The organism is Streptomyces sp. NBC_01210 (assembly GCF_036010325.1).
Taxonomy (GTDB): Bacteria; Actinomycetota; Actinomycetes; order Streptomycetales; family Streptomycetaceae; genus Streptomyces.
In genome coordinates, this window is the sequence record NZ_CP108549.1 from 4,288,044 (window position 1) to 4,313,855 (window position 25,812).

At 70.0% G+C, this 25,812-nt stretch carries 24 protein-coding genes, 1 tRNA gene and 1 pseudogene; 13 read left to right on the forward strand and 13 right to left on the reverse strand.

Annotation, left to right across the window (positions count from 1 at the left end; genetic code table 11):
- Positions 1-193: 193 nt before the first annotated feature.
- The 4 genes from OG735_RS19280 (at position 194) to OG735_RS19295 (ending at position 4,500) form a co-directional block, all read left to right on the forward strand.
- On the forward strand, positions 194-1,132 hold the full coding sequence (locus tag OG735_RS19280) for an ROK family protein (RefSeq protein WP_327324438.1): 939 nt from the start codon (positions 194-196) through the stop codon (positions 1,130-1,132).
- Entirely contained in the window at positions 1,132-2,286 is a 1,155-nt protein-coding gene (nagA, locus tag OG735_RS19285; RefSeq protein ID WP_327324439.1) for an N-acetylglucosamine-6-phosphate deacetylase, read from the forward strand. Before OG735_RS19280 ends, nagA begins: the two co-directional genes overlap by 1 nt.
- 117 nt (positions 2,287-2,403) lie before the next feature.
- Positions 2,404-3,330, forward strand: coding sequence for a 1-phosphofructokinase family hexose kinase (locus tag OG735_RS19290; protein WP_327324440.1), 927 nt, complete (start codon positions 2,404-2,406; stop codon positions 3,328-3,330).
- Positions 3,331-3,654: 324 nt separating this feature from the next.
- A complete protein-coding gene (locus tag OG735_RS19295; protein WP_327324441.1) occupies positions 3,655-4,500 on the forward strand; it encodes a class II fructose-bisphosphate aldolase in 846 nt (281 codons plus the stop codon).
- Positions 4,501-4,548: 48 nt separating this feature from the next.
- On the opposite strand, the gene OG735_RS19300 is transcribed toward OG735_RS19295, so the two are convergent.
- Both OG735_RS19300 and cdgB read right to left on the reverse strand, forming a co-directional pair.
- Positions 4,549-5,520, reverse strand: a complete 972-nt coding sequence (locus OG735_RS19300; protein ID WP_327324442.1) for a CBM35 domain-containing protein — start codon at positions 5,518-5,520, stop codon at positions 4,549-4,551.
- 87 nt (positions 5,521-5,607) lie between these two features.
- A complete protein-coding gene (gene cdgB / locus OG735_RS19305; protein WP_327324443.1) occupies positions 5,608-7,248 on the reverse strand; it encodes a diguanylate cyclase CdgB in 1,641 nt (546 codons plus the stop codon).
- 283 nt (positions 7,249-7,531) lie between these two features.
- Here cdgB and OG735_RS19310 point away from each other — a divergent pair, with 283 nt between their 5' ends.
- Positions 7,532-8,086, forward strand: coding sequence for a flavin reductase family protein (locus OG735_RS19310; protein WP_442812453.1), 555 nt, complete (start codon positions 7,532-7,534; stop codon positions 8,084-8,086).
- A 243-nt stretch (positions 8,087-8,329) separates the two neighbouring features.
- Here the strand turns inward: OG735_RS19310 and arfB are convergent, their stop codons facing one another.
- Complete coding sequence (gene arfB, locus OG735_RS19315; RefSeq protein WP_327324444.1) at positions 8,330-8,794, reverse strand: alternative ribosome rescue aminoacyl-tRNA hydrolase ArfB; 465 nt, start codon at positions 8,792-8,794, stop codon at positions 8,330-8,332.
- A gap of 194 nt (positions 8,795-8,988) precedes the next feature.
- On the opposite strand from arfB, the gene OG735_RS19320 reads away from it, so the two are divergent.
- A complete protein-coding gene (locus OG735_RS19320) occupies positions 8,989-9,564 on the forward strand; it encodes a TerD family protein (protein WP_266547139.1) in 576 nt (191 codons plus the stop codon).
- 54 nt (positions 9,565-9,618) lie between these two features.
- On the opposite strand, the gene OG735_RS19325 is transcribed toward OG735_RS19320, so the two are convergent.
- A complete protein-coding gene (locus tag OG735_RS19325; RefSeq protein ID WP_442812619.1) occupies positions 9,619-11,037 on the reverse strand; it encodes a M1 family metallopeptidase in 1,419 nt (472 codons plus the stop codon).
- Positions 11,038-11,309: 272 nt separating this feature from the next.
- Between OG735_RS19325 and OG735_RS19330 the strand changes: the two genes are divergently transcribed.
- The gene (locus tag OG735_RS19330) at positions 11,310-11,810 is read left to right on the forward strand and encodes a hypothetical protein (protein ID WP_327324446.1); all 501 of its coding nucleotides are present in this window, start codon (positions 11,310-11,312) and stop codon (positions 11,808-11,810) included.
- 13 nt (positions 11,811-11,823) lie between these two features.
- Positions 11,824-12,321, forward strand: coding sequence for a hypothetical protein (locus OG735_RS19335; RefSeq protein ID WP_327324447.1), 498 nt, complete (start codon positions 11,824-11,826; stop codon positions 12,319-12,321).
- A gap of 35 nt (positions 12,322-12,356) precedes the next feature.
- Here OG735_RS19335 and OG735_RS19340 read toward each other — a convergent pair whose 3' ends face one another.
- Entirely contained in the window at positions 12,357-13,025 is a 669-nt protein-coding gene (locus OG735_RS19340; RefSeq protein ID WP_327324448.1) for a pentapeptide repeat-containing protein, read from the reverse strand.
- A gap of 93 nt (positions 13,026-13,118) precedes the next feature.
- On the opposite strand from OG735_RS19340, the pseudogene OG735_RS19345 reads away from it, so the two are divergent.
- A pseudogene (locus tag OG735_RS19345) lies at positions 13,119-13,458 on the forward strand (zinc-binding dehydrogenase); the annotation flags it as partial.
- Positions 13,459-13,488: 30 nt separating this feature from the next.
- Here OG735_RS19345 and OG735_RS19350 read toward each other — a convergent pair.
- Positions 13,489-13,986 (reverse strand): GNAT family N-acetyltransferase, encoded by a 498-nt coding sequence (locus tag OG735_RS19350; RefSeq protein ID WP_327324449.1) that lies wholly within the window; start codon positions 13,984-13,986, stop codon positions 13,489-13,491.
- A gap of 447 nt (positions 13,987-14,433) precedes the next feature.
- On the opposite strand from OG735_RS19350, the gene OG735_RS19360 reads away from it, so the two are divergent.
- A complete protein-coding gene (locus OG735_RS19360) occupies positions 14,434-15,831 on the forward strand; it encodes an NAD(P)/FAD-dependent oxidoreductase (protein ID WP_327324450.1) in 1,398 nt (465 codons plus the stop codon).
- Positions 15,832-15,910: 79 nt separating this feature from the next.
- Here the strand turns inward: OG735_RS19360 and OG735_RS19365 are convergent.
- Positions 15,911-15,984 (reverse strand) — tRNA-Thr (locus OG735_RS19365).
- Between the two features lie 179 nt (positions 15,985-16,163).
- Between OG735_RS19365 and OG735_RS19370 the strand changes: the two genes are divergently transcribed.
- The 3 genes from OG735_RS19370 to OG735_RS19380 all read left to right on the forward strand — a co-directional run bounded on the left by OG735_RS19370 (position 16,164) and on the right by OG735_RS19380 (position 18,735).
- Positions 16,164-17,300 (forward strand): ABC transporter ATP-binding protein, encoded by a 1,137-nt coding sequence (locus OG735_RS19370; RefSeq protein ID WP_327324451.1) that lies wholly within the window; start codon positions 16,164-16,166, stop codon positions 17,298-17,300.
- A gap of 226 nt (positions 17,301-17,526) precedes the next feature.
- Positions 17,527-17,949: a hypothetical protein gene (locus OG735_RS19375; RefSeq protein WP_327324452.1), complete on the forward strand. Its 423-nt coding sequence runs from the start codon at positions 17,527-17,529 to the stop codon at positions 17,947-17,949.
- A 63-nt stretch (positions 17,950-18,012) separates the two neighbouring features.
- Entirely contained in the window at positions 18,013-18,735 is a 723-nt protein-coding gene (locus tag OG735_RS19380; RefSeq protein WP_327324453.1) for a nucleotidyltransferase family protein, read from the forward strand.
- 90 nt (positions 18,736-18,825) lie between these two features.
- Here OG735_RS19380 and OG735_RS19385 read toward each other — a convergent pair whose 3' ends face one another.
- From OG735_RS19385 to OG735_RS19410, 6 genes are all read right to left on the reverse strand, one after another.
- The gene (locus tag OG735_RS19385) at positions 18,826-20,562 is read right to left on the reverse strand and encodes a DoxX family protein (protein WP_327324454.1); all 1,737 of its coding nucleotides are present in this window, start codon (positions 20,560-20,562) and stop codon (positions 18,826-18,828) included.
- Positions 20,563-20,673: 111 nt separating this feature from the next.
- Positions 20,674-21,630, reverse strand: coding sequence for a 23S rRNA (guanosine(2251)-2'-O)-methyltransferase RlmB (rlmB, locus tag OG735_RS19390; RefSeq protein ID WP_327324455.1), 957 nt, complete (start codon positions 21,628-21,630; stop codon positions 20,674-20,676).
- Between the two features lie 103 nt (positions 21,631-21,733).
- Positions 21,734-23,134, reverse strand: coding sequence for a cysteine--tRNA ligase (gene cysS, locus OG735_RS19395; RefSeq protein WP_327324456.1), 1,401 nt, complete (start codon positions 23,132-23,134; stop codon positions 21,734-21,736).
- Positions 23,135-23,324: 190 nt separating this feature from the next.
- Entirely contained in the window at positions 23,325-23,810 is a 486-nt protein-coding gene (gene ispF, locus OG735_RS19400) for a 2-C-methyl-D-erythritol 2,4-cyclodiphosphate synthase (RefSeq protein WP_327324457.1), read from the reverse strand.
- The gene (ispD, locus tag OG735_RS19405; protein WP_327324458.1) at positions 23,800-24,546 is read right to left on the reverse strand and encodes a 2-C-methyl-D-erythritol 4-phosphate cytidylyltransferase; all 747 of its coding nucleotides are present in this window, start codon (positions 24,544-24,546) and stop codon (positions 23,800-23,802) included. The genes ispF and ispD overlap by 11 nt, the downstream gene beginning before the upstream one ends.
- A 351-nt stretch (positions 24,547-24,897) precedes the next feature.
- On the reverse strand, positions 24,898-25,380 hold the full coding sequence (locus tag OG735_RS19410) for a CarD family transcriptional regulator (protein ID WP_003953493.1): 483 nt from the start codon (positions 25,378-25,380) through the stop codon (positions 24,898-24,900).
- Between the last annotated feature and the right edge of the window lie 432 nt (positions 25,381-25,812).

A 25,812-nucleotide genomic window follows, 5' to 3' on the forward strand; every position in this document is an offset into this window, starting at 1 on the left:
CAATCGCCGGACGGGCTTGAATTTCCGCCGGTCGGCCTGAAAGTTCGGGCCGAGCGGTGGAAATCAAGCCCCGCCGTCGTTTGAGGCCCGGGGTCCGAGGCAGGGCCCCGGTCACTCGGCCGTTTGTATGGCCGCGCAACAATCCGTCGTAGTGGACTAGACCTTTCTTGGGTGTACGCGCCAGACTGTTCACGTGAGACACGTCATCGCCCTCGATGTGGGCGGCACCGGGATGAAAGCCGCCCTGGTCGGGGTGGACGGGACGCTGCTGTACGAGGCCCGCCGCGCGACCGGGCGCGAACGCGGGCCCGACGCCGTCGTCGAGGCCATCCTCGGCTTCGCCGAGGAGCTACGCGCGTACGGCGCCGAGCACCTCGGCGAAAGCTCCCTCGCCGCCGGCGTCGCCGTACCCGGCATCGTCGACGCCGACCGCGGCATCGCCGTCTATGCCGCCAACCTCGGCTGGCGCGACGTCCCCATGCGCGCCCTGCTCGCCGAACGCCTCGGCGGCGTACCGGTCGCGCTCGGCCACGACGTCAGGACCGGCGGCCTCGCCGAGGGCCGGATCGGGGCCGGCAAGGGCGCCGACCGGTTCCTGTTCGTGCCGCTCGGCACCGGGATCGCCGGCGCCATCGGCATCGCGGGATCCATCGAGGCCGGCGCCCATGGATACGCGGGCGAGATCGGCCATATCGTCGTACGCCCCGACGGCCCCGACTGCGGCTGCGGCCAGCGCGGCTGCCTCGAGACGCTGGCCTCTGCCGCCGCCGTGACCAGGGCCTGGGCCGCCGCGTCCGGCGACCCGGACGCGGACGCCGCCGACTGCGCGAAGGCCGTCGAGTCCGGCGACGAACGGGCCGCCCGGGTCTGGCAGGACGCCGTCGACGCGCTCGCCGCCGGCCTGGTCACCGCGCTCACCCTGCTGGACCCCCGCACGCTGATCATCGGTGGCGGTCTCGCCGAGGCGGGAGAAACCTTGTTCACACCACTGCGGGCCGCGGTCGAGGAGCGCGTCACGTTCCAGAAGCTGCCCGCCATCGTCCCGGCTGCCCTCGGGGACACCGCCGGTTGCCTGGGCGCGGGGCTGCTCGCCTGGGATCTGCTCGCCACCGACTCGGAGGTAACCGCCTAATGGCCGCAAGCGCCGAAAGCACAGTTCTCGCGGGCGCCCGGGTGGTGCTGCCGACCGGGATCGTCGAGAACGGACGGCTCGTCGTCGCCGGCACGAAGATCGCCGGCGCCGCGCCGGCGGACGCGCCCGCCCGCGATCTGTCCGGCCACTGGGTCGTCCCCGGCTTCGTCGACATCCACAACCACGGCGGCGGCGGCGCCTCGTTCACCTCCGGCAGCGCCGAGGACGTTCTGAAGGGCGTACGCACCCACCGCGAGCACGGCACGACCACGCTCGTCGCCTCCACCGTCACCGGCGAGATGGACTTCCTCGCCCAACGGGCCGGCTTCCTCTCCGAACTCGTCGAACAGGGCGACCTGGCCGGTATCCACTTCGAGGGCCCGTTCATCTCGCCGTGCCGCAAGGGCGCGCACAGCGAGGCGCTGCTGCGCGACCCCGACCCTGCCGAGGTGCGCAAGCTGATCGACGCCGCGCGCGGTACGGCGAAGATGGTCACCCTCGCCACCGAACTGCCCGGCGGCATCGACTCCGTACGCCTGCTCGCCGAGCACGGCGTGATCGCCGCGATCGGGCACACGGACGCGACGTACGAGCAGACCGTCGATGCCATCGACGCGGGCGCGAGGGTGGCGACCCACCTCTTCAACGCCATGCCCGCACTCGGGCACCGAGCGCCGGGACCGATCGCCGCGCTCCTCGAGGACGAGCGGATCACCGTCGAGCTGATCAACGACGGCACGCATCTGCACCCCGCCGCCCTGGAACTCGCCTTCCACCGCGCGGGCGCGGACCGGGTCGCGTTCATCACGGACGCCATGGACGCGGCGGGCTTCGGCGACGGCCGCTACCAGCTCGGCCCGCTCGCCGTCGACGTCAAGGACGGCGTCGCCCGGCTGGTGGAGGGCGGCTCGATCGCCGGCTCCACACTCACCCTGGACACCGCCTTCAAACGCGCGGCCACGATCGACAAGCTGCCGGTGGAGGACATCGTCCGGGCCATCTCGGCCAATCCGGCGAAGCTGCTCGGCGCATACGACACGGTCGGCTCACTGGAGCCGGGCAAGGACGCCGACCTGGTGGTCCTCGACGCGGAGTTCACGCTCAAGGGGGTCATGCGCAAGGGCGAATGGCTGATTGAGCCCCAAGTTGGGTGATTTCTGCGCAAGTTACGGCAAGGTGGTTGGCTCGGGGGTCTGGGCCAAACGTCTTCCGTTTGGCATGATCAGGTCCCGTACGAGCATGGCACGCGCATTCTCCGGGGGGTGTTACGGGTGATCCTGACGGTCACGCTCAACACCGCTCTCGACATCACCTACAGGGTCGGCGCGCTGGTCCCGCACGCCAGCCACCGCGTCAGCGAGGTCCGCGAACGCCCCGGCGGCAAGGGCCTCAACGTCGCCCGCGTGCTCGCCGCACTGGGACACGAGACAGTGGTCACGGGCTTCGCGGGCGGCTCCACCGGAGCCGTACTGCGCGATCTGCTGGCCCCTCTCGCACCGCATGACGCGCTCGTCCCGACCGCCGGAACCACGCGCCGCACCATCGCCGTCGTGGACAACACCAGCGGCGACACGACCCAGCTGAACGAGCCGGGCCCGACGGTGACCGCCGAGGAGTGGGCCATGTTCCTCTCTTCGTACGCCTCCCTCCTGCGGGACGCCGAAGCCGTCGCCCTGTGCGGCAGCCTGCCGCCCGGCATCCATGTCGGCGCATACGCCGAACTGGTCCGCCGCGCCCGCAGCGCGGACGTCCCCGTACTCCTCGACACCAGCGGCGAGCCACTGCGCCGCGGCATCGCCGCCCGTCCCGACCTCGTCAAACCCAACGCGGACGAGCTCGCGCAGCTCACCGGCTCCCGCGATCCACTGCGCGCCACCCGCGACGCCCGTCGCCGCGGCGCGCACACGGTGGTCGCCTCGCTCGGCGCGGACGGCGTGCTGGCGGCCACCCCTGACGGCGTCTGGCAGGCGATACCGCCGACCTCCGTGAAGGGCAACCCAACGGGAGCGGGCGACTCGGCGGTGGCCGGACTGCTCTCCGGGCTCGTGGAACGGCTCCCGTGGCCGGACCGGCTGTCCCGGGCCGTGGCCCTGTCGGCGGCGACCGTACTGGCCCCGACGGCGGGCGAGTACGACGCCGGGGCCTACGAGGATCTGCTGCCGCGCATAGCGGTGACCGAGCGCGCGGCCGCGGCGTGAGGACACGCGGGCTCGGCGTGAGGGCACGTGGGCTCGGCGTGAGGACACGCGGGCTCGGCGTGACGGCGCGCGGCCGCGGCGTGAGGACACGCGGGCTCGGCGTGACGGCGCGCGGGCTCGGCGTGAGGACACGCGGGCTCGGCGTGAGGACACGCGGGCGGCAGCTGCCGGGCGGCCCCGAGACCGGTCGCCCCCGGTCCGAACCGACGCCGCAGCACCGCCGCCCCGGCACGCCGACACCATCGTGCCGCGGCGGCAACTCTCCGGGCGTGTGCGCCCGACTCCGCACAAACGGGCTCAGCCGCCCGGGAATTGGGATGCACCATGCCACTCGTCACCACCGGTGAACTCGTCGCGGCCGCCGCCGCCGACGGCCGCGGCATCGCCGCCTTCAACGTCATCACCCTGGAGCACGCCGAGGCGATCGCCGCCGGCGCCGAGCAGGCCGGCACACCCGCGATCCTGCAGATCTCCGAGAACGCCGTGAAGTTCCACGGCGGCCGGCTCTCCGCGATCGCCGCCGCCGCGGCCTCCGTGGCCCACGCGTCCACCACGCCGCTCGCCCTCCACCTGGACCATGTCGTCTCGGTGGACCTGCTGCGGTCGGCGGACGACGAGGGCTTCAGCTCGGTGATGTTCGACGCCTCGAAGCTGCCCTACGACGAGAACGTCAGGGCCACGGCGGACGCGGTGCGCTGGGGCCACGAGCGCGGCATCTGGATCGAGGCGGAACTGGGCAAGGTCGGCGGCAAGGAGGGTGAGGCCCCGCTCGACGCCCACGCCCCGGGCGTCCGCACGGATCCGGTCGAGGCGGCGGCCTACGTGGCCGCCACGGGCGTGGACGCGCTGGCGGTGGCGGTCGGCTCCTCGCACGCGATGACGGAGCGCACGGCGGCCCTGGACCACGCGCTGATCGGCCGGCTGCGGGACGCGGTGCCGGTGCCGCTGGTCCTGCACGGCTCGTCGGGCGTCCCGGACGCGGAGATCCGCGCGGCGGTCACCTCCGGCATGACCAAGATCAACGTCGGCACGGCACTGAACACGGCGTTCACCGGCGCGGTACGGGCCTTCCTGGAGACCAACCCGCAGGCGGTGGACCCCCGGAAATACCTCGTCCCGGCTCGCGAGGCGATGACCGGGACGGTGGCGGGCTTCCTGGGGCTGCTGTGACGATCCGGGCCGAGGCCCGGACTCACAGCGCAGCCGGGCTGAGGGTGCTCAGAGCTCCCCGTCGCTGACCTGGAGCCAGTCGAGGATGGCATTGCACTGATTGCCGTTCTCGCACGAGATCTTGATCTCGTTCTCACCCTTCTTGAGGTTCACCGGCGCCCAAGTGGTCTGCCAGTTCTTCTCCCAGTTCGGGTCCGTGGACTTGACGAAGTTCTTCAGGCCCAGCGGGTTGCTGTTCGCCTTGCCGTTCACAGTCAGGGTGGCGTTGGCGTCCACGGCCGGGATGGCGTACCGCACGTACAGGCGGTACTCCTTGGCCTCGGCGACGTTCGCCTTCCAGGTGACCGAGGCACCCACCGCATTGAAGCCGGTCACAAACGCGCCGTCGGTGCCTTCCGCGCCCTTGATGTCCTTCGCCAGCGCCGCCGGCGCCCCGAGCTGCAGCGTCGCCGCGTCCTGCTTCGGCAGCTCCGCCGGCTTGTCCGACGCGGACGGCTGCTCGCTGGGCTTCACGGACTCGCCCGCGGTCGCGCCGCCGTTCCCGCCCGGCCGGCCGCCCGCCTTCTTGTCCTCACCGCCGCCCGTCAGGAGCGCCGCGCCGATGCCGATCACGACGACCGCGACGACCGCGATCGCGCCGATCAGCAAGCCCTTGGTGTTGGGGCCGCCACCGCGGCCGCCGCCGTGGCCCGTGCCCTGCTGCGGAACCGTGCGGGTGGTGGCGCCGCCGGGGTAGGTCTCGGGCGCCGCGTACTGCGCGGTCGGCTGGCCCTGCGCCTGGCCCTGCGGCTGGCCGTACGCATACTGCTGCGGGACCTGCTGGCCGTACTGGCGCTCGCCGACCGTCCGGACCTGGTTGTACGAGGTTCTGGGGACGCCGGGCTGCGCGGCGGGACCCGGGTAGCCGTAGCCGCGGCCCTGGCCGGGCGGTGTCGCGCCTGCTGCCCGTCCGTCCTCGTACAGGTAGCCGAACGGATCGTCGTCCTCGGGCGTGCTCGCGCCGTTGTTCGCGGCCGTCATCCCAGTCACTCCTCACCATGTCGTCAGCACATCGCCGACGCGGGCGAGCCTACCCGGTTCGGAGCAACCGAAAGGGTGGCGTAGACCTCAGCCCGCCCGCCTGTGCACCTTCGCACGGGACCGCTTCTCGATGTACATCCGCTGGTCCGCGGATTGCAGGACCTCCTCGACGGACATCCCGCAGCTCGCCCAGCCGATACCGAAGCTGGCCCCGACGCGGACCCCGCGGCCGCCGACCCGGATCGGCAGGATGATCGCGTTCCGCAGGCGTACGGCCAGGTCGGCGGCGTCCGCCGAGCCCAGGCCGTCGGCGAGAACGACGAACTCGTCACCGCCGAGCCGGGCCACCGTGTCCCCGTCCCGTACGCCCGTGGTGAGCCGCCGCGCCACCTCGACCAGCACGGCGTCGCCCGTCTGGTGCCCGAAGCGGTCGTTGATCGACTTGAATCCGTCCAGGTCGCAGAAGAGGACCGCGAGCCCCTTCGTCCCGTCGTCGGTCTCTCCGTCGGGCGCGACCGTGTGGACATGGTGGTTGTACGGGCCGCCGGCCGAGTCGGTGTCGAAGCCCTCACTGCGGAAAATGTGCTCACCGTCACCGGCGTACGCGGCGTCCAGAGCCTCGATGGCCGACTCCCGCTCCGAGTACGGCCGCTCGCACAGCCGGGAGCTGAGCCGGGCCCGCAGCTCGGCGCTGTTGGGCAGGCCGGTGAGCGAGTCGTGCGAGGCGCGGTGTGCGAGCGCCAGCTCATGGCGCTTGCGCTCCTCGATGTCCTCGACGTGCGTCAGCAGAAAGCGCGGCCCGTCGGCGGTGTCCGCGACGACGGAGTTGCGCAGCGAGACCCAGACGTACGTCCCGTCCCGTCTGCCGAGACGCAGCTCGGCACGGCCGCCCTCGGCGGACGTACGCAGCAGAGTGCCGACATCCTCGGGGTGGACGAGATCGGCGAAGGAGTAGCGGCGCATCGCGGAGGCGGGCCGGCCGAGCAGCCGGCACAGGGCGTCGTTGGTGCGCAGCAGCCGGCCGTGCTGGTCGCCGCCCATCTCGGCGATGGCCATACCGCTGGGCGCGTACTCGAAGGCCTGCCGGAAGGACTCCTCGCTGGCGCGCAGGGCCTGCTGCTCGCGCTCGAGGCGGACCAGGGCGCGCTGCATATTTGCTCGCAGCCGGGCGTTGCTGATCGCAATGGCCGCCTGGGAGGCGTACATCTGGAGGGCTTCCTGGCCCCAGGCTCCCGGCCTGCGGCCATTGCGCGGCCGGTCGACGGATATGACTCCGAGGAGTTCGCGGCCGCCGCCCGATGCGTACATGGGGGCGTAGAGGCGGTCCTGCGGGTGCCACTCGTCCTCGAAGCGGGGATCGGGGCCCTCGGTGTGCCACTGCGGTACGTCGTCCTCGATGAGGACCCAGCCCTCGGTGTGCGGAATGAAACGCAGTTCACCCCAGGCCTCGCCCATGGAGAGCCGTCGTTCCCAGGAGGGGCGGGAGCCGACCCGCCCGGTGATCAGGGCTTCCGCGGCGGCACTGCCGGCGAACGCGGCGACGACGAGATCACCGTCGGGACGAACGAGATTGACGCAGGCCAGCTCGTAGCCGAGTCCTGCGACGATGCCGTCGGCGACGGTCTGCAGAGTGTCGGCCAAGCTCCGGGCCGTGTTGAGGTCCGCGACGGCCTGATGCAGCTGCCGCAGGGTCGCAAGACGGACGTAGGGCTCCGACTCGGTCTCCATTGCTCGCTCTCCCCGAGACCTCGACAGCAAACTCCAGGGTTCTCATCAGCGTTCTTGTTGCGGTATCACGGCCACTGAATCACAGCGAGCTGCCCACTCGGTACACAGGGTCAACAAATACCGCACTCTGTGACTCAAGTCACATCAGATGACGAAAGGTTGCGCGGCCGAGTGGGAGCGCTCCATTGCTTTCTTGAACGCAAATCCGGTGCTTGGGTCCTAGGACTCGACTGGTCCCAAGGCCCGATGCGGGCGACGGACGGCCGAGACTAGCGTTCCTCGTGTGTTGCAGACGACCCCCACTCCCGCCGCTGTTGCCATCCCCCATGCTGAGGGGGTGAGCAACGAGGAGTTCCGCGCAGCCATGTCCCGGCTGGCCGCGGGTGTGGTGCTGGTGACCGCGAACGACGCCGACTACGGACCGCACGGAGAGGACGTCGGCATGACCGCGACGGCGTTCATGTCGGTGTCGCTGGACCCGCCCCTGGTACTGGTGAGTCTGCGCAATGGCTCACGCATGGACGACCTGCTGGCGGAACAGCCGCTGTGGGGCGTATCGGTGCTCTCGGAGAGCCAGCGGCACATCGCCGGGCGCTTCGCGATGAAGGGGCGGGTCAGCGACCGGCTGCTGTTCGAGGACATCCCGTACACGAGGGGCGAGGTGTGCGGGTCGCTGCTGGTGCGGGGCGCGCTCGCGACGCTGGAGTGCCGTACCGAGCAGCGGATCGAGGCGGGCGACCACACGCTGGTGATCGGCCGGGTGCTGAAGGCCGGCCTGGAGAGCCCGGACGGCGGTCCACTGACGTACTTCAAGGGCCGCTACCACCAGCTTGGTTGAGCAACGCTGAGCCCCGCCGACGATTGAGTCGAACCCAAGCCCCGCCGGCGATTGGTGCGCCGGGTCCGGGGCGGAGCCCAACAACAAGCCCCGCCGGCGATTGGTGCGCCGGGTCCGGGGCGGAGCCCAACAACAAGCCCCGCCGGCGATTGAGGCGCGGGGTCCGGGGCGGAGCCCAACAACAAGCCCCGCCGGCGATTGAGGCGCGGGGTCCGGGGCGGAGCCCCAGCGAGAGGCCGCGCGCTACCAGTCCCGGCCCGTGCGCCCGCGCTTCGTCTCCGCCCGCTGCTTCTTCTCCCGCAGCCGCCGCTCGTTGATACCGCGCGGAATCTTTGTCGCGCGACGCGGCCGCGGCGGAGGCGCAGTCGCCTCCGCGAGCAGCGAGGCGAGCCGGACCGCGGCCGTCTCACGGTTGCGCCACTGCGAGCGGTGCTCCGACGCGCGTACGGCAATCACCCCGCCGACCAGCCGCCCCGCGAGCCGCTCCAGCGCGCGCTCCTTCCACACCGGCGGCAGCGCCTCGGTCTTGGCGAGGTCGAAACGGAGCTCCACCTGCGAGTCGCTGGTGTTGACGTGCTGCCCACCGGGCCCCGACGACCTCGAGAAACGCCACATGAGCTCGGCCTCCGGCAGGAAGACCGAACCGCGGATGCTGTGTTTACCCGGGGGACGCCCCCCGGACCCCCGATGGGGCTGGGTCCCGGACATATGTCCATGGTCGCCTGCGGCGCCGTCCACGTCACCCGCTTTTCCACCGGACAGCGCGGGCAGCCGCAGGCAGGCGCAGGCAAAAAGAACAAAGGCGGGTGGAACCTGGCAGTCCCCTGCCTGCGTTATGAGGTGTGACGGTAACTTCGGGAGGGCTCGAAGCCCGCACAGTCGATCACGAAGGGGACTTCCCAATGGCAGTAAGCCTGTCCAAGGGCGGCAACGTCTCGCTCACCAAGGAGGCACCGGGCCTGACCGCCGTCACGGTCGGCCTCGGCTGGGACGTCCGCACCACCACCGGCACCGACTTCGACCTCGACGCCTCCGCGATCGGTGTGAACCCCGGCGGCAAGGTGGCCTCCGACGCCCACTTCGTCTTCTTCAACAACAAGGCCACGCCGGACCAGACCATCGTCCACACCGGTGACAACCGCACCGGCGAGGGCGGCGGCGACGACGAGCAGATCAACGTCAACCTGGCGGGTCTGCCCGCCGACGTCGACAAGATCGTCTTCCCGGTCTCGATCTACGACGCCGTCACCCGCAGCCAGAACTTCGGCCAGGTGCGCAACGCCTACATCCGTATCGTCAACCAGGCCGGCGGCGCCGAGCTCGCCCGCTACGACCTGAGCGAGGACGCCGCCACCGAGACCGCGATGGTCTTCGGCGAGCTGTACCGCAACGGCGCGGAGTGGAAGTTCCGCGCCGTCGGCCAGGGTTACGCCTCGGGCCTCGAGGGCATCGCCCGCGACTTCGGCGTCAACCTCTGACGTACGCGCTGCACACAGGAGCCCCTGGCCGTCGGCCCGGGGCTCCTGCCGTTGTCACGGCGTCGCCGGCTTGTCCTCCCCGTACAGCCAGGTGTCCCAGAGCTCGGTCAGATCCTTGCCGGACTTCTTCTCGACGTACTCGGTGAAGTCGGCGGTGGAGGCGTTGGAGTGGCGGTGCGCCGCCGCCCAGCCCTTCACGATGTCGAAGAAGACTTCTTCGCCGACCGCCTGACGGATCTTGTGCAGGACCATCGCGCCGCGGTGGTACACCGGGGCGTCCGAAATCTCCGCCCCGGAGGGCGGAACGGCAGGCGGGAAGGCCCAGTTGGCCTCCTCGGCGAAGGCCTCGTCAAAGCTCTTCCGGGCCGGGGTGTCGTGGTAATCCTCGAGCCAGATCCACTCCGCGTACTGGGCGAAGCCTTCGTTGAGCCACATGTCCTTCCAGGACTTGGGCGACACAGAATCGCCGAACCACTGGTGCGCCACCTCATGGACGAGGAGCGTCTCGACATCGAGCTCGTTCTCGCCCGGGTCCAGGGGGAGGACCGGCCTGGTCTGCGTCTCCAGGGCGTAGTCGGCAGCGGCCCCCGGCACGACGATCGCACCGGTGGAGGAGAAGGGATACGGGCCGAAGTTCTCCTCCCCCCACTCCGTCATCTCGGGGATCCGGGCGAGGACCTTGGTGCTTTCGTCCGGCACGGCCTGGTTGACAGCGGTGAGTACGGGGAGACCGGACGGCGTACGCGACTTCGTCAGCCGGTAGTCGCCGACGGCGAGCGTGACGAGATAGCTCGCCATGGGCTGCTTCGACGTCCAGCGGAAGGTGGAACGCCCGTCGGTGGTGCTCGGGGTCGCCTTCAACTCGCCGTTGGAGATGGCCTGCAGCTTCTCGGGAACGGTGACGGTGATGTCGTACGTCGCCTTGTCGCTCGGGTGGTTGTTACTGGGGAACCAGGCCATCGACCCGATGGGCTGGCCCAGCGCGAGCGCGCCGTCAGCGGTCTTCAGCCAGCCCTCCCGTGGCTTCTCGGTGTCCTTGTCGGCGTCTCTGTCGACGATCGTCTTCGGGACGCCGGAGTAACGGACGACGGCGCGGAAGGCCTTGCCCTTGTCGAGATCGCGGTGCGGCCGCAACGTCAGCTCGTCGCCCGCCCGGTTGGCGGCGGCCGCCTTGCCGTCGACGGTGGCGCCGGTGACCGTCATACCGTGGAAGTCGAGGTTGAAGGCGCTCAGATCCTGAGTGGCGCGGGCGGTGATCTCGGCGGTGCCGTCGAGGCGGCCCGTCTTCGGGTCGTAGCCCAGCGTCAGGGCGTAGTGCTGGACGTCATAACCGCCGTTGCCGAGCTTGGGGAAGAGCGGATCACCCGTGCCCGCGGCGCCCGGCTTTCCGCGCACGCCCGCCTCGGCGTCGGTGCAGCCCGCGAGGAGAAGCAGGGCGACGACGGGCGTCAGGGTGCGTACGAGAGTTCGCAGGTCCACCTTTTTGATCCTATCCGGGGCGGATTTCAGCCGCTTGTGCACAGGAGGGCCGCCCGGTCCTCGTCGCCGAGCCCCGGCCACCGGCCGCTCCTGGACCGTTTACGGGCACGGGCCGACCGCCCCCGTCGACACGAGGGAAGGCGCGGTGGCGGTGGCGAAGGAGCGGCGGCTCCTCCCCCTCGCCCGTCCGCCTCCCCCGTGCGGCGGAGGCGGTCCGCCCCGAACGCCGACGCGGCTTCGCCGTGTCCACGGCCAGTCTCTTCCCCATGACGACAGCGAACGTGACCTCGGCGACCGTGACCACACACACCGCCCCTGCGCCCCGCTGGGCCCGCCGGACCGCACATGCCATCGCGCTCTGCGCCGTCCCCTCCGGACTGTGGCGACTCGCGATGGCCTCCGGCATCTACGTGGGCTACAGCGACGAGATCCTGCACGACAAGTTCGGCATCCCCGGCTGGGGCATCGCGTACGTCATCGGCCTGGCCGTCCTCCAGGAGTGCGCCGCCCTGCTCCCCCTCCTGCTCGTCACCGACCGGTGGCGGCTCCCCCGCCCGAAGACCGTCGCCATCACGGCCGCCGCCGCCTCGGCCTTCGCGACGCTGCTGGCCCTGAGCCAGGTGGTGGTCTACTTCACCGTCGAGAGCCAGACCTACATGTCCGGCACGGCGAACACCGTGACGGGTTTCTGCTACGCCCCGCTCTTTGTCATCGGCCCGCTGCTCGCTGCCGTGACCTGGTCGTACTGGAAGCGGCACCGGGCATGACACCATCGAGCACGTGCTCGACATCGGCTACTCCCTCTCCCGCCGTTTCCCCGACCCCCCGCAGACCGACTACCGGCGCGCGGACGTTCAGGCGCTGCGCCACGACCTCTTCTGCGGCGACGTCTACCTCGCGGACACCAAGGAGGACCGCGAGGTGTCCACAGCCTGGGGATGGGTCCCGGTGCTGGACTTCGCCTGGGCGCTGTGCGACATCGTCGAGCAGCTCGACCGCGACCCGCTCGGCAGCCGCGCCGCGAAGCCCCAGTACGCCGAGCTGGACTTCACCGAATCGGCCGACCGGATGCTCTTCGAGCGGCGCTTCGGCTGGGTGGACGTGGAGGCCGACTGGATGCCCGGCGACGAACCGCCGCTCACTTTCAACCACACCGAGCTGCGCCGCGAGGCCCGCGACTTCCTGCACGACCTGATCGCGGACCTCGCCGACATGCACGAGGGTCTCGACGACAACCCGGTGGTCTGGGACCTCCAGGCACGCTTCCCCCGCCTCTAGCACTCCAACTGTGCTGAGGTAACGGGGCTGCAGTACTAACTCTCCACCCGCACTCCGATCTGCGCCGCGAACGCCGGTGCCAGATCCAGCAGTTGGGCCGGGCTGATCACCGCACCCGCCAACCGGTCCACGCCCCGCGCGATGTCCAGCTCGGCGACCGTCCGCAGATCGACGTCCTTCAGCTGCGCCGCGCTGAAGTCCGCCCGCCGCAGCACACAGTCCCGGAACTCCACCCGTTCCAGCTGCGCACCCCCGAAGTCCGGCTCCGACAGCACACATCCCTCGAAGACGACGTCCTTGAGCCTGCCCTTCCGCAGATTCAGGTAGTCGATCTTCCCGCCGCGGATCAGCACCCGCTCCAGTACGGCTCCGTGCAGCTGCACCCCGCCCAGCCGCGCGTCCGTCACCTCCACATCGCGCAGCGAAGCGCCCGCCAGGTCAGTGCCCACGCCTCGTATACCACTGAGCACGGAGTCGACGAAGCGGGCGTTCAGCAGCTCCGCCTCGTCCAGGCCGCACCCGCGCAGCGCACAGTCGATGAAGCGCGCGCCACGCCCCGACTGCCCCGCGAGGTCCACATCCTGGAACTCCAGGCCGTCGTAGTCGCCGTCCGGCTCCAGCCCCCTGCCGTCGTACGGAACGAGCGGCGGCAGCCGCACCTCCGGCCGCTGCGCTGCCCGCGATCTCTCCGGTTTCCGTGCCATGGCCCCATGGTGCCCCCTCCCACTGACAACGCCCGGATGAGCCGCCTTGACCTCAAGCGCGCTTGAGGTTGGAGGGTGTTGCCCCTAGCCGGCTCGGTCGGCGGCCACACCGCGCTCGCCGCCGTCGGCCTTCTCGGCAAAGGCGGCAAGCACATCGTCTTCGGCTGTCCGGCGAAGGCCGCCACGATGGCGCCCCGCTCACCTTCACCGACGAGGAACTGGCCGAGCGCGGCATCACCTCCGAAGGCATACTCGGCCCGGTGATGCTCCAGAAGGCGGGCGGCAACGTACGCGCCCTGGAAGAAGGCTCCCTCGCCGAGGCCGCATCCGGCCGCCCCCGCCCCGCGCACAGCGCTTCCCGCTCGCCGACGCCGCGGCCGCCCACCGCGCTCCGGAAACCCGCGACACGGTCGGCAAGGTCGTGCTCATCCCCCGGACGGCATCCAGCTGGACGGCTGGACGGTCAGACGGCTGCACGGTCGGACGGCCGGCCGGCCCCCAGCGACGCCAGCGCTCCGTCGGTCAGCCGGTACACCGTCCACTCGTCCTGCGGCCTCGCCCCCAGCGACCGGTAGAAGTTGATCGACGGGGTGTTCCAGTTCAAAACGGACCATTCAAGGCGCTCATAGCCGCGCTCCACACAGATCCGCGCCAGCTCCGTCAGCAGCGCCTTGCCGTGACCGCCGCCTCGCAGCCCAGGACGTACATACAGATCCTCCAGATAGATGCCGTGCACCCCGCGCCATGTCGAAAAGTTCAGGAACCACAGCGCGAAGCCCGCCACCTCTCCGTCCGCAGTCTCCGCGATATGCGCGAAGGCGGCGGGCCGCTCGCCGAACAGCGCCTCGTGCAGCTGCTCCTCGCTCGCCCTGGCCTCGTCCAAGGCCTTCTCGTACTCGGCGAGTTCACGGACCATACGGTGGATCTCAGGGACATCATCAGGCGTGGCGATACGAATCATGAGGTCAGAGTGCCCGCCGACCCGGCTGCCGTGCCAACAGATTCCGACCGATGGACACCTGCTCCGCCTGAAGCCGCGTCTCCCCGTCCTGCACATGCCACAGGCTGTTCTGCAGCACGCGCCCCCACGCTCTCCTCGTCGACAGCCTGAAGCTTGAGCGCCGCGGGCGTACCGTCCACGCGCACCACCGGGAGAACAAGCGCGCACCAGCCGTGCATGGACGGGCCTGCCTGCCGCAGCCCCCACCGCTCGAGAAAGTCCGCGGCCGGCTGCGGCAGCACGGCAATGAAGTCGCGGCCCGGATCCTACGACTGTGGCGAAGACCACCGCGGGCGAGGACCACCGCCGCGTACGACCATGGAGGCCACAGGGTAGGCGCCCGATCAGCCACCCGGTCCTGCGAGTACCCTCCCGCCACACGCACTCGAGCTGAGCAGCAGGGGCATCATGAGCACGAACACCGTCAACGGCGGCATATCGTTCTGGTACGCGCAGGAGGGCACCCCCCTCCCCAGGGAGCCCCTCCCCGGCGACACCACCGCGGACATCTGCATCGTCGGCGGCGGATACACCGGTCTCTGGACGGCCTACTACCTCAAAAAAGCCGTCCCCTTCCTCAACATCACCGTCCTCGAGGGCAAGTTCTGCGGCTACGGAGCCTCCGGCCGCAACGGCGGCTGGCTCTACAACGGCATCGCCGGCCGCGACCGCTACGCCAAGCTCCACGGCCACGACGCCGCCGTCCGCCTCCAGCAGGCCATGAACGACACCGTCGACGAGGTCGTACGCGTCGCCGCGGAAGAAGAGATCGACGCCGACATCCACAAAGGCGGCGTCCTCGAAGTCGCCCACACCCCCGCCCAGCTGACCCGCCTCAAAACCTTCCACGCCGTCGAAATCGCCTTCGGCGAGAAGGACCGCGTACTGCTCGGCGCCCGCGAGACCGCCGAGCGCGTACGCGTCACCGGCGCCGTCGCCTCCACCTGGACCCCGCACGGCGCACGCCTGCACCCCGTGAAACTGGTCAAGGGACTCGCGGCAGCCGTCGAAGCCCTTGGCGTCACCATCCACGAGTCGACCCCCGTCACGGAGATCAAGCCAAAGCACGCGATCACCCCGTACGGCACGGTCCGTGCCCCGTACATCCTGCGCTGCACCGAAGGCTTCACGGCCAACCTCAAGGGCCAGAAGCGCGCCTGGCTCCCCATGAACTCCTCCATGATCGCGACCGAGCCCCTCCCTCAGTCCGTCTGGGACACGATCGGATGGGACGGCCGCGAAGCGCTCGGCGACATGGCACACGCCTACATGTACGCCCAGCGCACCGCCGACGACCGGATCGCACTCGGCGGCCGCGGCGTCCCCTACCGCTACGGCTCCCGCACCGACAACGACGGCCGCACCCAGCCCGCCACCATCGAAGCACTGCGCGACATCATGGTCCGCTTCTTCCCCACAACGGCAGGCGCCCGTATCGACCACGCCTGGTCCGGCGTCCTCGGCGTCCCCCGCGACTGGTGCGCCACTGTCGCCCTGGACCGCTCCACCGGCCTCGGCTGGGCCGGCGGCTACGTCGGCTCCGGCGTCGCCACCACCAACCTCGCCGCCCGCACCCTGCGCGACCTGATCCAGCAGGACTCGGGCCAGGCGGGCCCCACCGAACTCACGGCCCTCCCCTGGGTGAACCACAAGGTCCGCACATGGGAGCCGGAGCCGCTGCGCTGGCTGGGCGTACAGGGCATGTACGCGGCCTACCGCGGCGCAGACCGCCGCGAGGCGACGGCCAGAACGGCGGAAACCGACCGCATCGCACAGATCGCGGACCGGATCTCGGGCCGCCACTGATGCCCCCGGCCGGCAGCACCCGGCAGCAGCCCCGGGAATGACAAAGCCCAGGCCGGCGAATCGCCGGCCTGGGCAGCTGAGCCCCCTGTCGGATTCGAACCGACGACCTACGCATTACAAGTGCGTTGCTCTGGCCAGCTGAGCTAAGGAGGCGCGTCCGAGCAGTCTAACCGGACCGGTCACGCGCTCCGGTCGAATATTTCGTCGCCGTTCAGCTGCTGACAGGACGGGGCATGCCAGGTAGCGTCTCGGCAGGTCCACGTGTGTGGACCAGACCACTCCCTTACTCGGATCGTCCGGCACGTTCCTGCCGGTGAAGGAGAAGCATCACCATGGCCACTGTCACATTCGACAAGGCGACCCGGGTCTACCCGGGCTCCACCAAGCCCGCCGTCGACCAGCTCGAGATCGAGACCGAGGACGGCGAGTTCCTTGTCCTCGTCGGACCCTCCGGCTGCGGCAAGTCGACCTCCCTTCGCATGCTCGCAGGTCTCGAGGACGTCAACGCCGGCTCAATACGCATCGGTGACCGCGACGTCACGCACCTGCCGCCCAAGGACCGGGACATCGCCATGGTGTTCCAGAACTACGCGCTCTACCCGCATATGTCCGTCGCCGACAACATGGGCTTCGCGCTCAAGATCGCCGGCGTCAACAAGAGCGAGATCCGCAAGAAGGTCGAAGAGGCCGCGAAGATCCTCGACCTCACCGAGTACCTGGACCGCAAGCCCAAGGCGCTCTCCGGTGGTCAGCGCCAGCGTGTCGCCATGGGCCGCGCCATCGTGCGTGAGCCGCAGGTCTTCCTCATGGACGAGCCGCTGTCGAACCTCGACGCCAAGCTCCGGGTCTCGACCCGTACGCAGATCGCGAGCCTGCAGCGCCGTCTCGGCATCACCACGGTGTACGTCACACACGACCAGGTCGAGGCCATGACCATGGGTGACCGGGTGGCGGTACTCAAGGACGGGCTGCTTCAGCAGGTCGACTCGCCGCGCAACATGTACGACCGTCCGGCCAACCTCTTTGTCGCCGGGTTCATCGGCTCGCCGGCCATGAACCTCGTCGAGGTTCCGATCACCGACGGCGGCGTGAAGTTCGGCAACAGCGTCGTACCGGTCTCCCGTGAGGCCCTGTCCGCGGCCGCCGACAAGGGTGACACCACTGTCACGGTCGGTGTCCGGCCCGAGCACTTCGACGTGGTCGAGCTGAACGGTTCCGCGGCCAAGTCCCTCTCCAAGGACAGCGAGGACGCTCCGGCCGGTCTCGCCGTCTCCGTCAATGTCGTCGAGGAACTCGGCGCCGACGGTTACGTCTACGGTTCCGCCCAGGTCGGCGGCGAGCACAAGGACCTCGTGGTCCGTGTCGGCGGGCGTTCCGTGCCGGACAAGGGTGCCGAGCTGCACGTCGTGCCGCGGCCGGGCGAGATCCACGTCTTCTCGACCTCGACGGGTGAGCGCCTCAGCGGCTGACCGAGTAGCGACTGACCGAGTCGGCGTCACCGCCAATTCCGTGGATCGGCCCCGCAGTTACCTGCGGGGCCGTTCCGCTGCCAGGGCAGGCGTGTCGACAAATACCCCGGCAGATCCGCCATTTCGATCCTGTTCGTCAACACCGATTCGAAAAGCATCGTCGAACGATCCCTCGCCAGAGTGACTAAATGTCGCCAAATCATCACTGCCCGCTACGCTCGCTCGCGTGACCCACACAGCTCGCCGAATCGGCCGCACTCTCGCCCTCGTTCTGCCCGTCGTCCTGGTGCTCTCCGGAACCCTCGCGGTCACCAGCGTGCCGTGGGCAGGGCACAACACCGAGTCGCAGATTCTCACCGCGTCCTCGCGGAACGTCTCCGTGCGCGCCAAGTCCCGCTCGCCGCAGGACGTTCTGCGCGACCGGCTGCTCGCCGAACTCCAGGAGAAGAACCCGAGCATCGCGCTCACCCACCTCCAGCGCGAGGTCGAGGAGCGTCCGTCGCTCGCCAGGCACTGCATGTCGCTCGCCCGTGCCCTCGGACGCGCCGCCGTGGACCGCTACGGCCCCACCCGCGCCCAGACGTTCTCCCGTCCCGTCTGCGACACCTCCTTCGCCACCGGCGTCTCGCAGCAGACCCAGGGCAGCTGACCGCGCGAGCTGAACCGGGAGCTGGCCGCGGGGCCGCCGCCGGCGGCGCATATCGTTCACGGCATGCATACGCCTACGTATCCGACGCAGGCCGTGGTCCTGGCGGGCGGCCAGGGCTCGCGGCTGCGCCCGTACACCGATGACCGCCCCAAGCCGATGGTCGAGATTCCCGGAACCGGGACCCCGATCATCGGCCATCAGCTTGCCTGGCTGGCCGCCGAGGGCGTGACGGACGCCGTCGTCTCCTGCGGTCATCTCGCCGAGGTTCTCCAGACGTGGCTGGAGACCGCGGAGCTGCCGCTGCGTGTCACCACCGTCGTCGAGACGGAGCCGCTGGGCCGCGGCGGCGGCCTCAAGTACGCCGCCGCTCATCTGCCGCACCCGGACCAGCCCTGGTACGCCACCAACGGCGACATCTGGACCCGTTTCTCGCTGCGCGACATGGCCGCCTTCCACGCGGAGCGCGACGCCATCGCCACGCTCGCCCTCGCCCGCCCCCGGATCCCCTGGGGAGCCGTCGAGACGGACGCCTTCGGCCACATCACGGACTTCATCGAGTCTCCGCCGTCGCCGTATCTGATCAACGCGGGTGTGTACGTCTTCTCCGCGGCCTTCACCGCACTCCTCCCCGACCGGGGTGACCACGAGCGCACCACGTTCCCTGGTCTCGCCCGTGAGCAGCGGCTGGCCGGCTTCCCGCTGCCGAACGGCGCGTACTGGCGGGCGATCGACACCGCGAAGGACCTCACCGAGGCCGCCAAGGAGCTTGCCGCGCAAGCGCGTTGACCGACCTCGGCGAGATGCACGAGGTGCACGGGATACGCGACGAGAAGGGCGGCCACCGAAGTCCGGTGGCCGCCCTTCTCGTCGCGTATCTCAGCCCAGCAGGCCGCCGATCACCCTGCCGCCGCCGGAGCCGCCGCCGGAGCCGCCTCCGGAGCTGCCCGAGCCTCCGTTTCCGCCGCCACTGCCGCCACCGCTGCCGGTGCCGCCGCTCGATGAGGGGCCGGCGCTGCTGGACGGCGGCTGGGCCGGTTCCGACTGGCTGGGCGGCTGCTGTCCCGTGCCCTGCGTCTGGCTGGGCTGTCCGCCCCCGAGCCGGCCGGTCTCTCGGGCCGTGTGGTCGGAGGGCGTGGGCTTCGCGGACTTGGGACTGCCGGAGCGGCTTGCGGACGGTGACGGCTTGCCGTCGTCACCGCGCGCGCCGGAGGAGCTGCGCTCGCCGCTGGGTTCCTGCGGGAGCGGGAACCCGGGAAGGTGGTTGGTCGGGTCCTGGTTGGGTTCCGGCACGGTCACCATGTCCGTGGAACGTACGGCTCCGCCGAGCATCGAGCCCAACAGCAGGGTGAGGCCGACGACCACAGCGGCGACGACGCCGCCGCGCCGCAGTACGCGCCGCCGCAGCTCCCACAGCTCCGAGCGCGGCCCGAGCTTGCGCCAGGCCTCGCCCGCGAGCCGGCCGTCGATCGAGTAGACCGGGGCGCCCGCGATGATCAGCGGGGACCAGGCGGCCAGGTAGATGATGTCGGGCGCGTCGTACGCCGGTACGGTCTTCCAGGTCACGGTCAGGATGAGCATGGCCGACAGCAGTGCGCCGATGACGGCCGCGACCCGCTGCCAGAGCCCGAGCACGGTGAGCACACCGACGACCACCTGGAGGAAGGCGACGGTGAGCCCTGCCCCCACCGGGTGGGAGAGCGCGAAGTCGCGCAGCGGTTCGGCGAGTTCCCAGGGGTGCAGCGAGTTGAGCCACTTGACCATGGAGCCGCGTTCGCCGCCGTCGAAGTAGACGGGGTCGCAGAGCTTGCCCATGCCGGCGTAGATGGAGATGAAGCCGAGGAAGACGCGCAGCGGCAGCAGTACCACTCCGAGGTTCATGCGCCGCCCGGGGTAGTAGGCGTGGCGGACGACGTCGGCGCCGTGCCGCTGGGAGCGTACGTCGGCGTCGGCGAACTCCTCCTGCTCGTGTCGCTCCCGCCCGTAGCGTTCCGGCTCGTAGAGCTCGCCCCCGTAGGACTCCTGCCCGTAGCGCTCCGACCCGTAGCGCTCCGGCTCGTAGGGCTCCGGCTCGTAGGGCTCCGGCTCGTAGGGCTCCGGCTCGTAGGAGTGGTACGAGTCGTACGCGCCGACCGCCTGTCGCATCGCCGGCAACAGCGGCCTGTCGGGGTCGCGTGGCGCGCCGAGAGAGCCTGCTGCGGGCATCCGTGCGGTGTGCTCGGCGAGGCCGATCCGCGGGATGACCTGGGTGGCTCCCGTGTCGAAGGGGTCCCGGTCGAAGGGGTCCCGGTCGAAGGCGTCTCGGTCGAAGGCGTCCTGCCCCATGGTGGAGTTGCGCACGGCCTGGAGAAGACCGGTCGCGCCGGCGTCCCCCGGCGCCGACTTGCCGCTCCACACGACGGGCGCCCGCCTGCGCACACCCGTCCCGGCTCCGCCGACGACGGGGATCCATGCGTTGCCCGCCATGGCGCGTACGGGGCGCGGGCTCTGGGAGAGCTGCACCCGGAAGCTGGCGTGGTTCACGATGACCTGCGCGGGATCGCAGTCCACCTTGACCATGCTCAGCGCAGGCTGATCATCGAACCCGGGCCGGGGCGTTCTGGTGTCCACACTCATCTAACCGAGTGACTTGTGATTAGGACACTGCTCCGACCGGCCTAAATGTCCGAGACCCGTCAAACCATCCTCAACTACGCGTTTCGACGCCGATCGGGGCCGTCGGAGCGGTCAGGACCGACGCTTGGCCGCCTCGTAGAGGACCACGCCCGCCGCGACACCGGCGTTCAGCGACTCCGCGCCACCCGGCATCGGAATCCTGACCAGGTAGTCGCACGTCTCGCCGACCAGGCGGCCCAGGCCCTTGCCCTCGCTGCCGATGACGATGACGACCGGGCCGCCCAGGGCCTCCAGGTCCTCGATCGTGGCTTCGCCGTCCGCCGCCAGGCCCACGACCGTGATGCCGGCCTTCTGGTAGCCCTCCAGCGCACGAGTCAGGTTGGTCACGCGGGAGACCGGCGTACGGGCCGCCGTGCCTGCCGAGGACTTCCAGGCGCCTGCCGTCATACCGGCCGCGCGCCGCTCGGGCACGACCACACCGTGGCCGCCGAAGGCGGAGACGGAACGGACGATCGCCCCCAGGTTCCGCGGGTCGGTCACCCCGTCGAGGGCGACGATCAGCGGGTCCTCCCCGTTGTCGTAGGCGGCGGCCGTGAGGTCCTCGGGGTGCGCGTACTCGTACGGCGGGACCTGGAGGACGAGACCCTGGTGATTGAGCCCGTTCGTCATCCGGTCGAGCTCCGGCCGCGGGGCCTCCATCAGGTTGATGTTGCCGCGCTCACCCGCGAGCTGGAGCGCATCGCGCACCCGCTCGTCGTTGTCGATGTACTGCTGGACGTACAGCGTGGTCGCCGGGACGCCGTCGCGCAGCGCCTCGAAGACGGGGTTGCGGCCGACGACCATCTCGGACGTGCCCTTGGCGCCGCCGCGGCGCGGGGCCGGGCGGCGGGCCGCGGCCTGCCTGGCCTGGGCGTTGGCCACCCGGTTCTTCTTGTGTCCCTTGCGCTCGGAAGCGGGCGGCGTCGGGCCCTTGCCCTCGAGCCCGCGGCGTCGCTTGCCACCGCTGCCGACCTGCGCGCCCTTCTTGTTGGACGTGCGGCGGTTCCTGCGCTGGCTGTTCCCGGCCATGACCTACCTGTTTCTGTAAAGCTCGCTCAAAAGTGTGTACGTAAGTGAAGTGTGCCGCCCGGGCGCCCGGGCGGCACATCTTTGTCGGGCGGTCCCGCTGGGTTCAGCGGGGGCCGAGTGTCCACCGCGGGCCGTCAGGCCCGTCCTCGATGACCAGACCGGACTGCAGAAGCTGGTCGCGGATGGCGTCGGCGGTCGCCCAGTCCTTGCGGCTGCGGGCGGCCTCGCGCTGCTGCAGCACCAGCCGCACCAGTGTGTCGACGACACCGTGAAGGTCTTCGCCGCGCTCGCCCTCGCCCGCCCACTGCTCGTCGAGCGGGTCCAGGCCGAGGACGCCGAGCATGGCCCGTACCTCGGCCAGCCGGGCGACGGCCGCTTCCTTGTCGTCGGCGGCCAGCGCGGAGTTTCCCTGCCGGACCGTGGTGTGGACGATGGCGAGCGCCTGCGGCACTCCCAGGTCGTCGTCCATCGCCTCGGCGAAGGCGGGCGGCACCTCGGCGGCGGGCTCGACCGGCCCGCCGGCCTTTTCCACCACGCGCTGGATGAAGCCCTCGATCCGCGCGAACGCGGACTCGGCCTCGCGCAGGGCCTCCTCGCTGTACTCGATCATCGACCGGTAGTGCGGGGTGCCGAGGTAGTAGCGCAGCACGATGGGCCGCCAGTGCTTGACCATCTCCGAGACGAGCACGGAGTTGCCGAGCGACTTGGACATCTTCTCGCCGCTCATGGTGACCCAGGCGTTGTGCACCCAGTACTTCGCGAAGTCGTCGCCGAAGGCCTTGGCCTGTGCGATCTCGTTCTCGTGGTGCGGGAAGATCAGGTCGAGTCCGCCGCCGTGGATGTCGAAGGCCTCGCCGAGGTACTTGTGCGCCATCGCGGAGCACTCCAGGTGCCAGCCGGGCCGGCCGCGGCCCCACGGCGTCTCCCAGCTCGGCTCGCCCGGCTTCTCCGCCTTCCACATGGCGAAGTCACGCGGGTCGCGCTTGCCGGTCTCACCCTCGCCGGACGGCTGGCGCAGATCGTCCAGGTCCTGGTTGGAGAGCTCCAGGTAACCGGGGAAGGAGCGCACGTCGAAGTAGACGTTCCCGTCGGCCTCGTAGGCATGACCGCGTTCGATCAGGCCGCGCATCATCTCGACCATCTCGGTGATGTGGCCGGTGGCGCGCGGTTCGTACGTGGCCGGCAGGCAGCCGAGCACGTCGTAGCCGTCGTTGAAGGCGCGCTCGTTCTCGTAGCCGATGGACCACCAGGGGCGGTTCTGCTCCGCCGACTTCCAGATGATCTTGTCGTCGATGTCGGTGACGTTCCGCACGAAGGTCACGTCATAGCCGCGGTGCTCGAACCAGCGGCGCATGATGTCGAAGTTCAGACCGGACCTGATGTGCCCGATGTGCGGGGCAGCCTGCACCGTGGCGCCGCACAGGTAGATCGAGACACAACCCGGCACGAGCGGGGTGAAGTCACGGATCTGCCGGGTGCTGGTGTCGTACAGGCGAATAGTCACGCATCAAGGGTAGTGGCCCGCTACCAGTGCCCCGCGACCCCTTCCGGGTCGCGGGACGAGTTTGTGACGTTGTCCTACCCGAAGACGACCCTGAGACGACCCGGATGCGATGTGGATGCGATGCAGATACGACGTAGTTGCGATGCGGACGCGAGCCCGGTCCCGGCTGGTTGGCCGGTAAGTCAGTCGGTCAGTTCCTGACGACCAGCGCGGTGGCGATGGCGGCCAGCCCTTCGGCCCGACCCGTCAGTCCCAGCCCGTCCGTTGTGGTCCCGGACAGGGAGACCGGCGCCCCGACCGCCGCGCCGAGTGCCTTCTGGGCCTCCTCGCGCCGCTTGCCGATCTTCGGGCGTACGCCGATGACCTGGACGGAGACATTTCCGATCTCGAAGCCCGCGGCCCGTACGATCCGTGCCGCCTCGGCGAGCAGCGTGACGCCGGAGGCGCCGGACCACTCGGGCCTGGAGGTGCCGAAGTGGGCACCGAGGTCGCCGACGCCGGCGGCCGAGAAGAGCGCGTCGCAGGCGGCGTGGGCGGCGACGTCGCCGTCGGAGTGCCCGGCGAGGCCGTCCTCGCCCTCCCACAGGAGTCCGGCGCACCACAGCTCGCGCCCCGGCTCGAAGGCGTGCACGTCCGTGCCGATGCCGACCAGCGGAATCCGCGTCTCAGAAGACATCGTTGGCCCTCCTCCGGGCGAGTACAGCCTCGGCCAGTACGAGATCGAGGGGCCGGGTCACCTTGAACGCCTCTTCATGGCCAGGTACGACCACGACGGGCGTGCCGAGCTGCTCGACCATGCCGGCGTCGTCGGTCGCGCCCTCGCCGTTGACGGCGACCGTCTCGTGCGCGCGGACCAGCGTGTCGCGGTCGAAGCCCTGCGGGGTCTGCACAGCGCGCAGCCGCGCCCGCTCGAGGGTCGCGACGACCGGTTCGGGCCGGCCCTTCTCCGTCGGCTCGACCTCTTTGACGGTGTCGGCGACAGGCAGTGCCGGTACGACGGCCGGCGCCCCGTCCCGTACCGCCTCGATGACCGCGTCGACGGTGTCGACGGGTACCAGCGGGCGGGCCGCGTCATGGACGAGGACGACGGTGATGTTGTCCGGAAGTGCGTCGAGGCCGAGGCGTACGGACTCCTGCCGGGTGTCGCCGCCGGCCACGACCAGGAAGTCGGTGCGTTCGGGCAGGGCGTGGTCGTCGAGGAGGTTCTTCACCTCGGGCGCGCCGTCGGGCGGGGCCACCACGACGACGAGCGAGACGGCCCGGGAGGCCGCCATGGCGCGTACGGCGTGGATCAGCATGGGCGTGCCGTTCAGCGCGCGGAGCGCCTTGGGGGCGCCGGGGCCGAGCCGTACGCCCCGGCCGGCCGCCGGGATCACCGCGGCGGTGCGGTACGGGCGCGATTCGTCTGACATCGGTTGCACTCCGGCAGGTTTGTTTCCTTGGCCGACATGGGTATGGCCACAGCGTGCCGGGCGCGACGCCTTGACCGGACCCTTCCGTGACAACTGGTCTGCGCCAGCCGCCCGGGCCCGGCACGGCCAGTGGTACGGCGCAGACTGGTTCGGCGCACGTGCACTGTGAGCACAGACACCTTTAATACAGGCACCGTTGAACACAGACACGTTGAACACAGACACAGTGAGCACAGCTGCACGGGGAGCACAGCTGTAGGTGCCAGCGACGGACATGCCGCAGCGCCCGGCGACAGGACTGTTTTCACAGCATGTCAGCGGGCACCGCGGCATCGTTGTGCGCGTTACGCGTCAGGACGCGAGGACCTCGTCGAGCAGAGCCTCGGCCTTGTCTTCGTTGGTGTTCTCCGCGAGGGCCAGCTCGCTCACCAGGATCTGGCGCGCCTTGGCGAGCATCCGCTTCTCACCTGCGGAAAGCCCACGCTCTCGCTCACGACGCCACAGGTCACGCACCACTTCGGCGACCTTGATGACATCGCCGGAGGCGAGCTTCTCGAGATTTGCCTTGTAGCGACGGGACCAGTTCGTCGGCTCTTCGGCATACGGCGCGCGCAGCACCTCGAAGACCCGGTCGAGCCCGTCCTGACCGACCACATCGCGTACGCCGACGAACTCCGCATTGTCCGCTGGCACGCGAACCGTCAGGTCGCCCTGGGCGACCTTGAGCACCAAGTAGGTCTTGTCCACGCCTTTGATCTGGCGAGTTTCGATGGCCTCGATCAGCGCGGCCCCGTGATGGGGATAGACCACGGTGTCGCCAACCTTGAACGTCATGTGACAGGTACCCCTTCCGTGGCTATCCAGAGTAACACGAGAACGGCTTCTACTGAATGGCGTTTTCGCAGGTCAGGGCATATCTCGGGGCTTGACAACAGCAACACGAACGTGCTGCGGACGCCTTCCGGAGGGGGGTATTCGCAGGTCGGAGCGGCTGCGCGGGCGGACAGAAACGCGCACGTTACACACAACAGAACACCCTCCCCGGAGGGGGAAACATCCCGTTTTGCCGGGTTCCAAGTGGTGAACTTCCCGTACTCCGTTCGGTGGCCGGTCACCCGTACGGACGGATGTGCTGTCGAATCGGGAATTGATCTACGTGGGGTATTCGGTAAGCAATGTGTGGTGGCCCGGAGAATTGATCACCCCGGTTATGTGAACGGAGTACGAATCGACACGATCGGACTGCCTTCTCGGACCACGTTCTCG

Excerpts from the sequence above, each read along its gene's own strand:
- nagA (WP_327324439.1), top strand. The coding sequence starts at position 1,132 with ATGGCCGCAAGCGCCGAAAGCACAGTTCTCGCGGGCGCCCGGGTGGTG.
- OG735_RS19295 (WP_327324441.1), top strand. The coding sequence starts at position 3,655 with ATGCCACTCGTCACCACCGGTGAACTCGTCGCGGCCGCCGCCGCCGAC.
- OG735_RS19300 (WP_327324442.1), bottom strand. The coding sequence starts at position 5,520 with ATGACGGCCGCGAACAACGGCGCGAGCACGCCCGAGGACGACGATCCG.
- cdgB (WP_327324443.1), bottom strand. The coding sequence starts at position 7,248 with ATGGAGACCGAGTCGGAGCCCTACGTCCGTCTTGCGACCCTGCGGCAG.
- arfB (WP_327324444.1), bottom strand. The coding sequence starts at position 8,794 with ATGTCCGGGACCCAGCCCCATCGGGGGTCCGGGGGGCGTCCCCCGGGT.
- OG735_RS19320 (WP_266547139.1), top strand. The coding sequence starts at position 8,989 with ATGGCAGTAAGCCTGTCCAAGGGCGGCAACGTCTCGCTCACCAAGGAG.
- OG735_RS19330 (WP_327324446.1), top strand. The coding sequence starts at position 11,310 with ATGACGACAGCGAACGTGACCTCGGCGACCGTGACCACACACACCGCC.
- OG735_RS19340 (WP_327324448.1), bottom strand. The coding sequence starts at position 13,025 with ATGGCACGGAAACCGGAGAGATCGCGGGCAGCGCAGCGGCCGGAGGTG.
- OG735_RS19350 (WP_327324449.1), bottom strand. The coding sequence starts at position 13,986 with ATGATTCGTATCGCCACGCCTGATGATGTCCCTGAGATCCACCGTATG.
- OG735_RS19360 (WP_327324450.1), top strand. The coding sequence starts at position 14,434 with ATGAGCACGAACACCGTCAACGGCGGCATATCGTTCTGGTACGCGCAG.
- OG735_RS19370 (WP_327324451.1), top strand. The coding sequence starts at position 16,164 with ATGGCCACTGTCACATTCGACAAGGCGACCCGGGTCTACCCGGGCTCC.
- OG735_RS19380 (WP_327324453.1), top strand. The coding sequence starts at position 18,013 with ATGCATACGCCTACGTATCCGACGCAGGCCGTGGTCCTGGCGGGCGGC.
- OG735_RS19385 (WP_327324454.1), bottom strand. The coding sequence starts at position 20,562 with ATGAGTGTGGACACCAGAACGCCCCGGCCCGGGTTCGATGATCAGCCT.
- rlmB (WP_327324455.1), bottom strand. The coding sequence starts at position 21,630 with ATGGCCGGGAACAGCCAGCGCAGGAACCGCCGCACGTCCAACAAGAAG.
- ispF (WP_327324457.1), bottom strand. The coding sequence starts at position 23,810 with ATGTCTTCTGAGACGCGGATTCCGCTGGTCGGCATCGGCACGGACGTG.
- ispD (WP_327324458.1), bottom strand. The coding sequence starts at position 24,546 with ATGTCAGACGAATCGCGCCCGTACCGCACCGCCGCGGTGATCCCGGCG.
- OG735_RS19410 (WP_003953493.1), bottom strand. The coding sequence starts at position 25,380 with ATGACGTTCAAGGTTGGCGACACCGTGGTCTATCCCCATCACGGGGCC.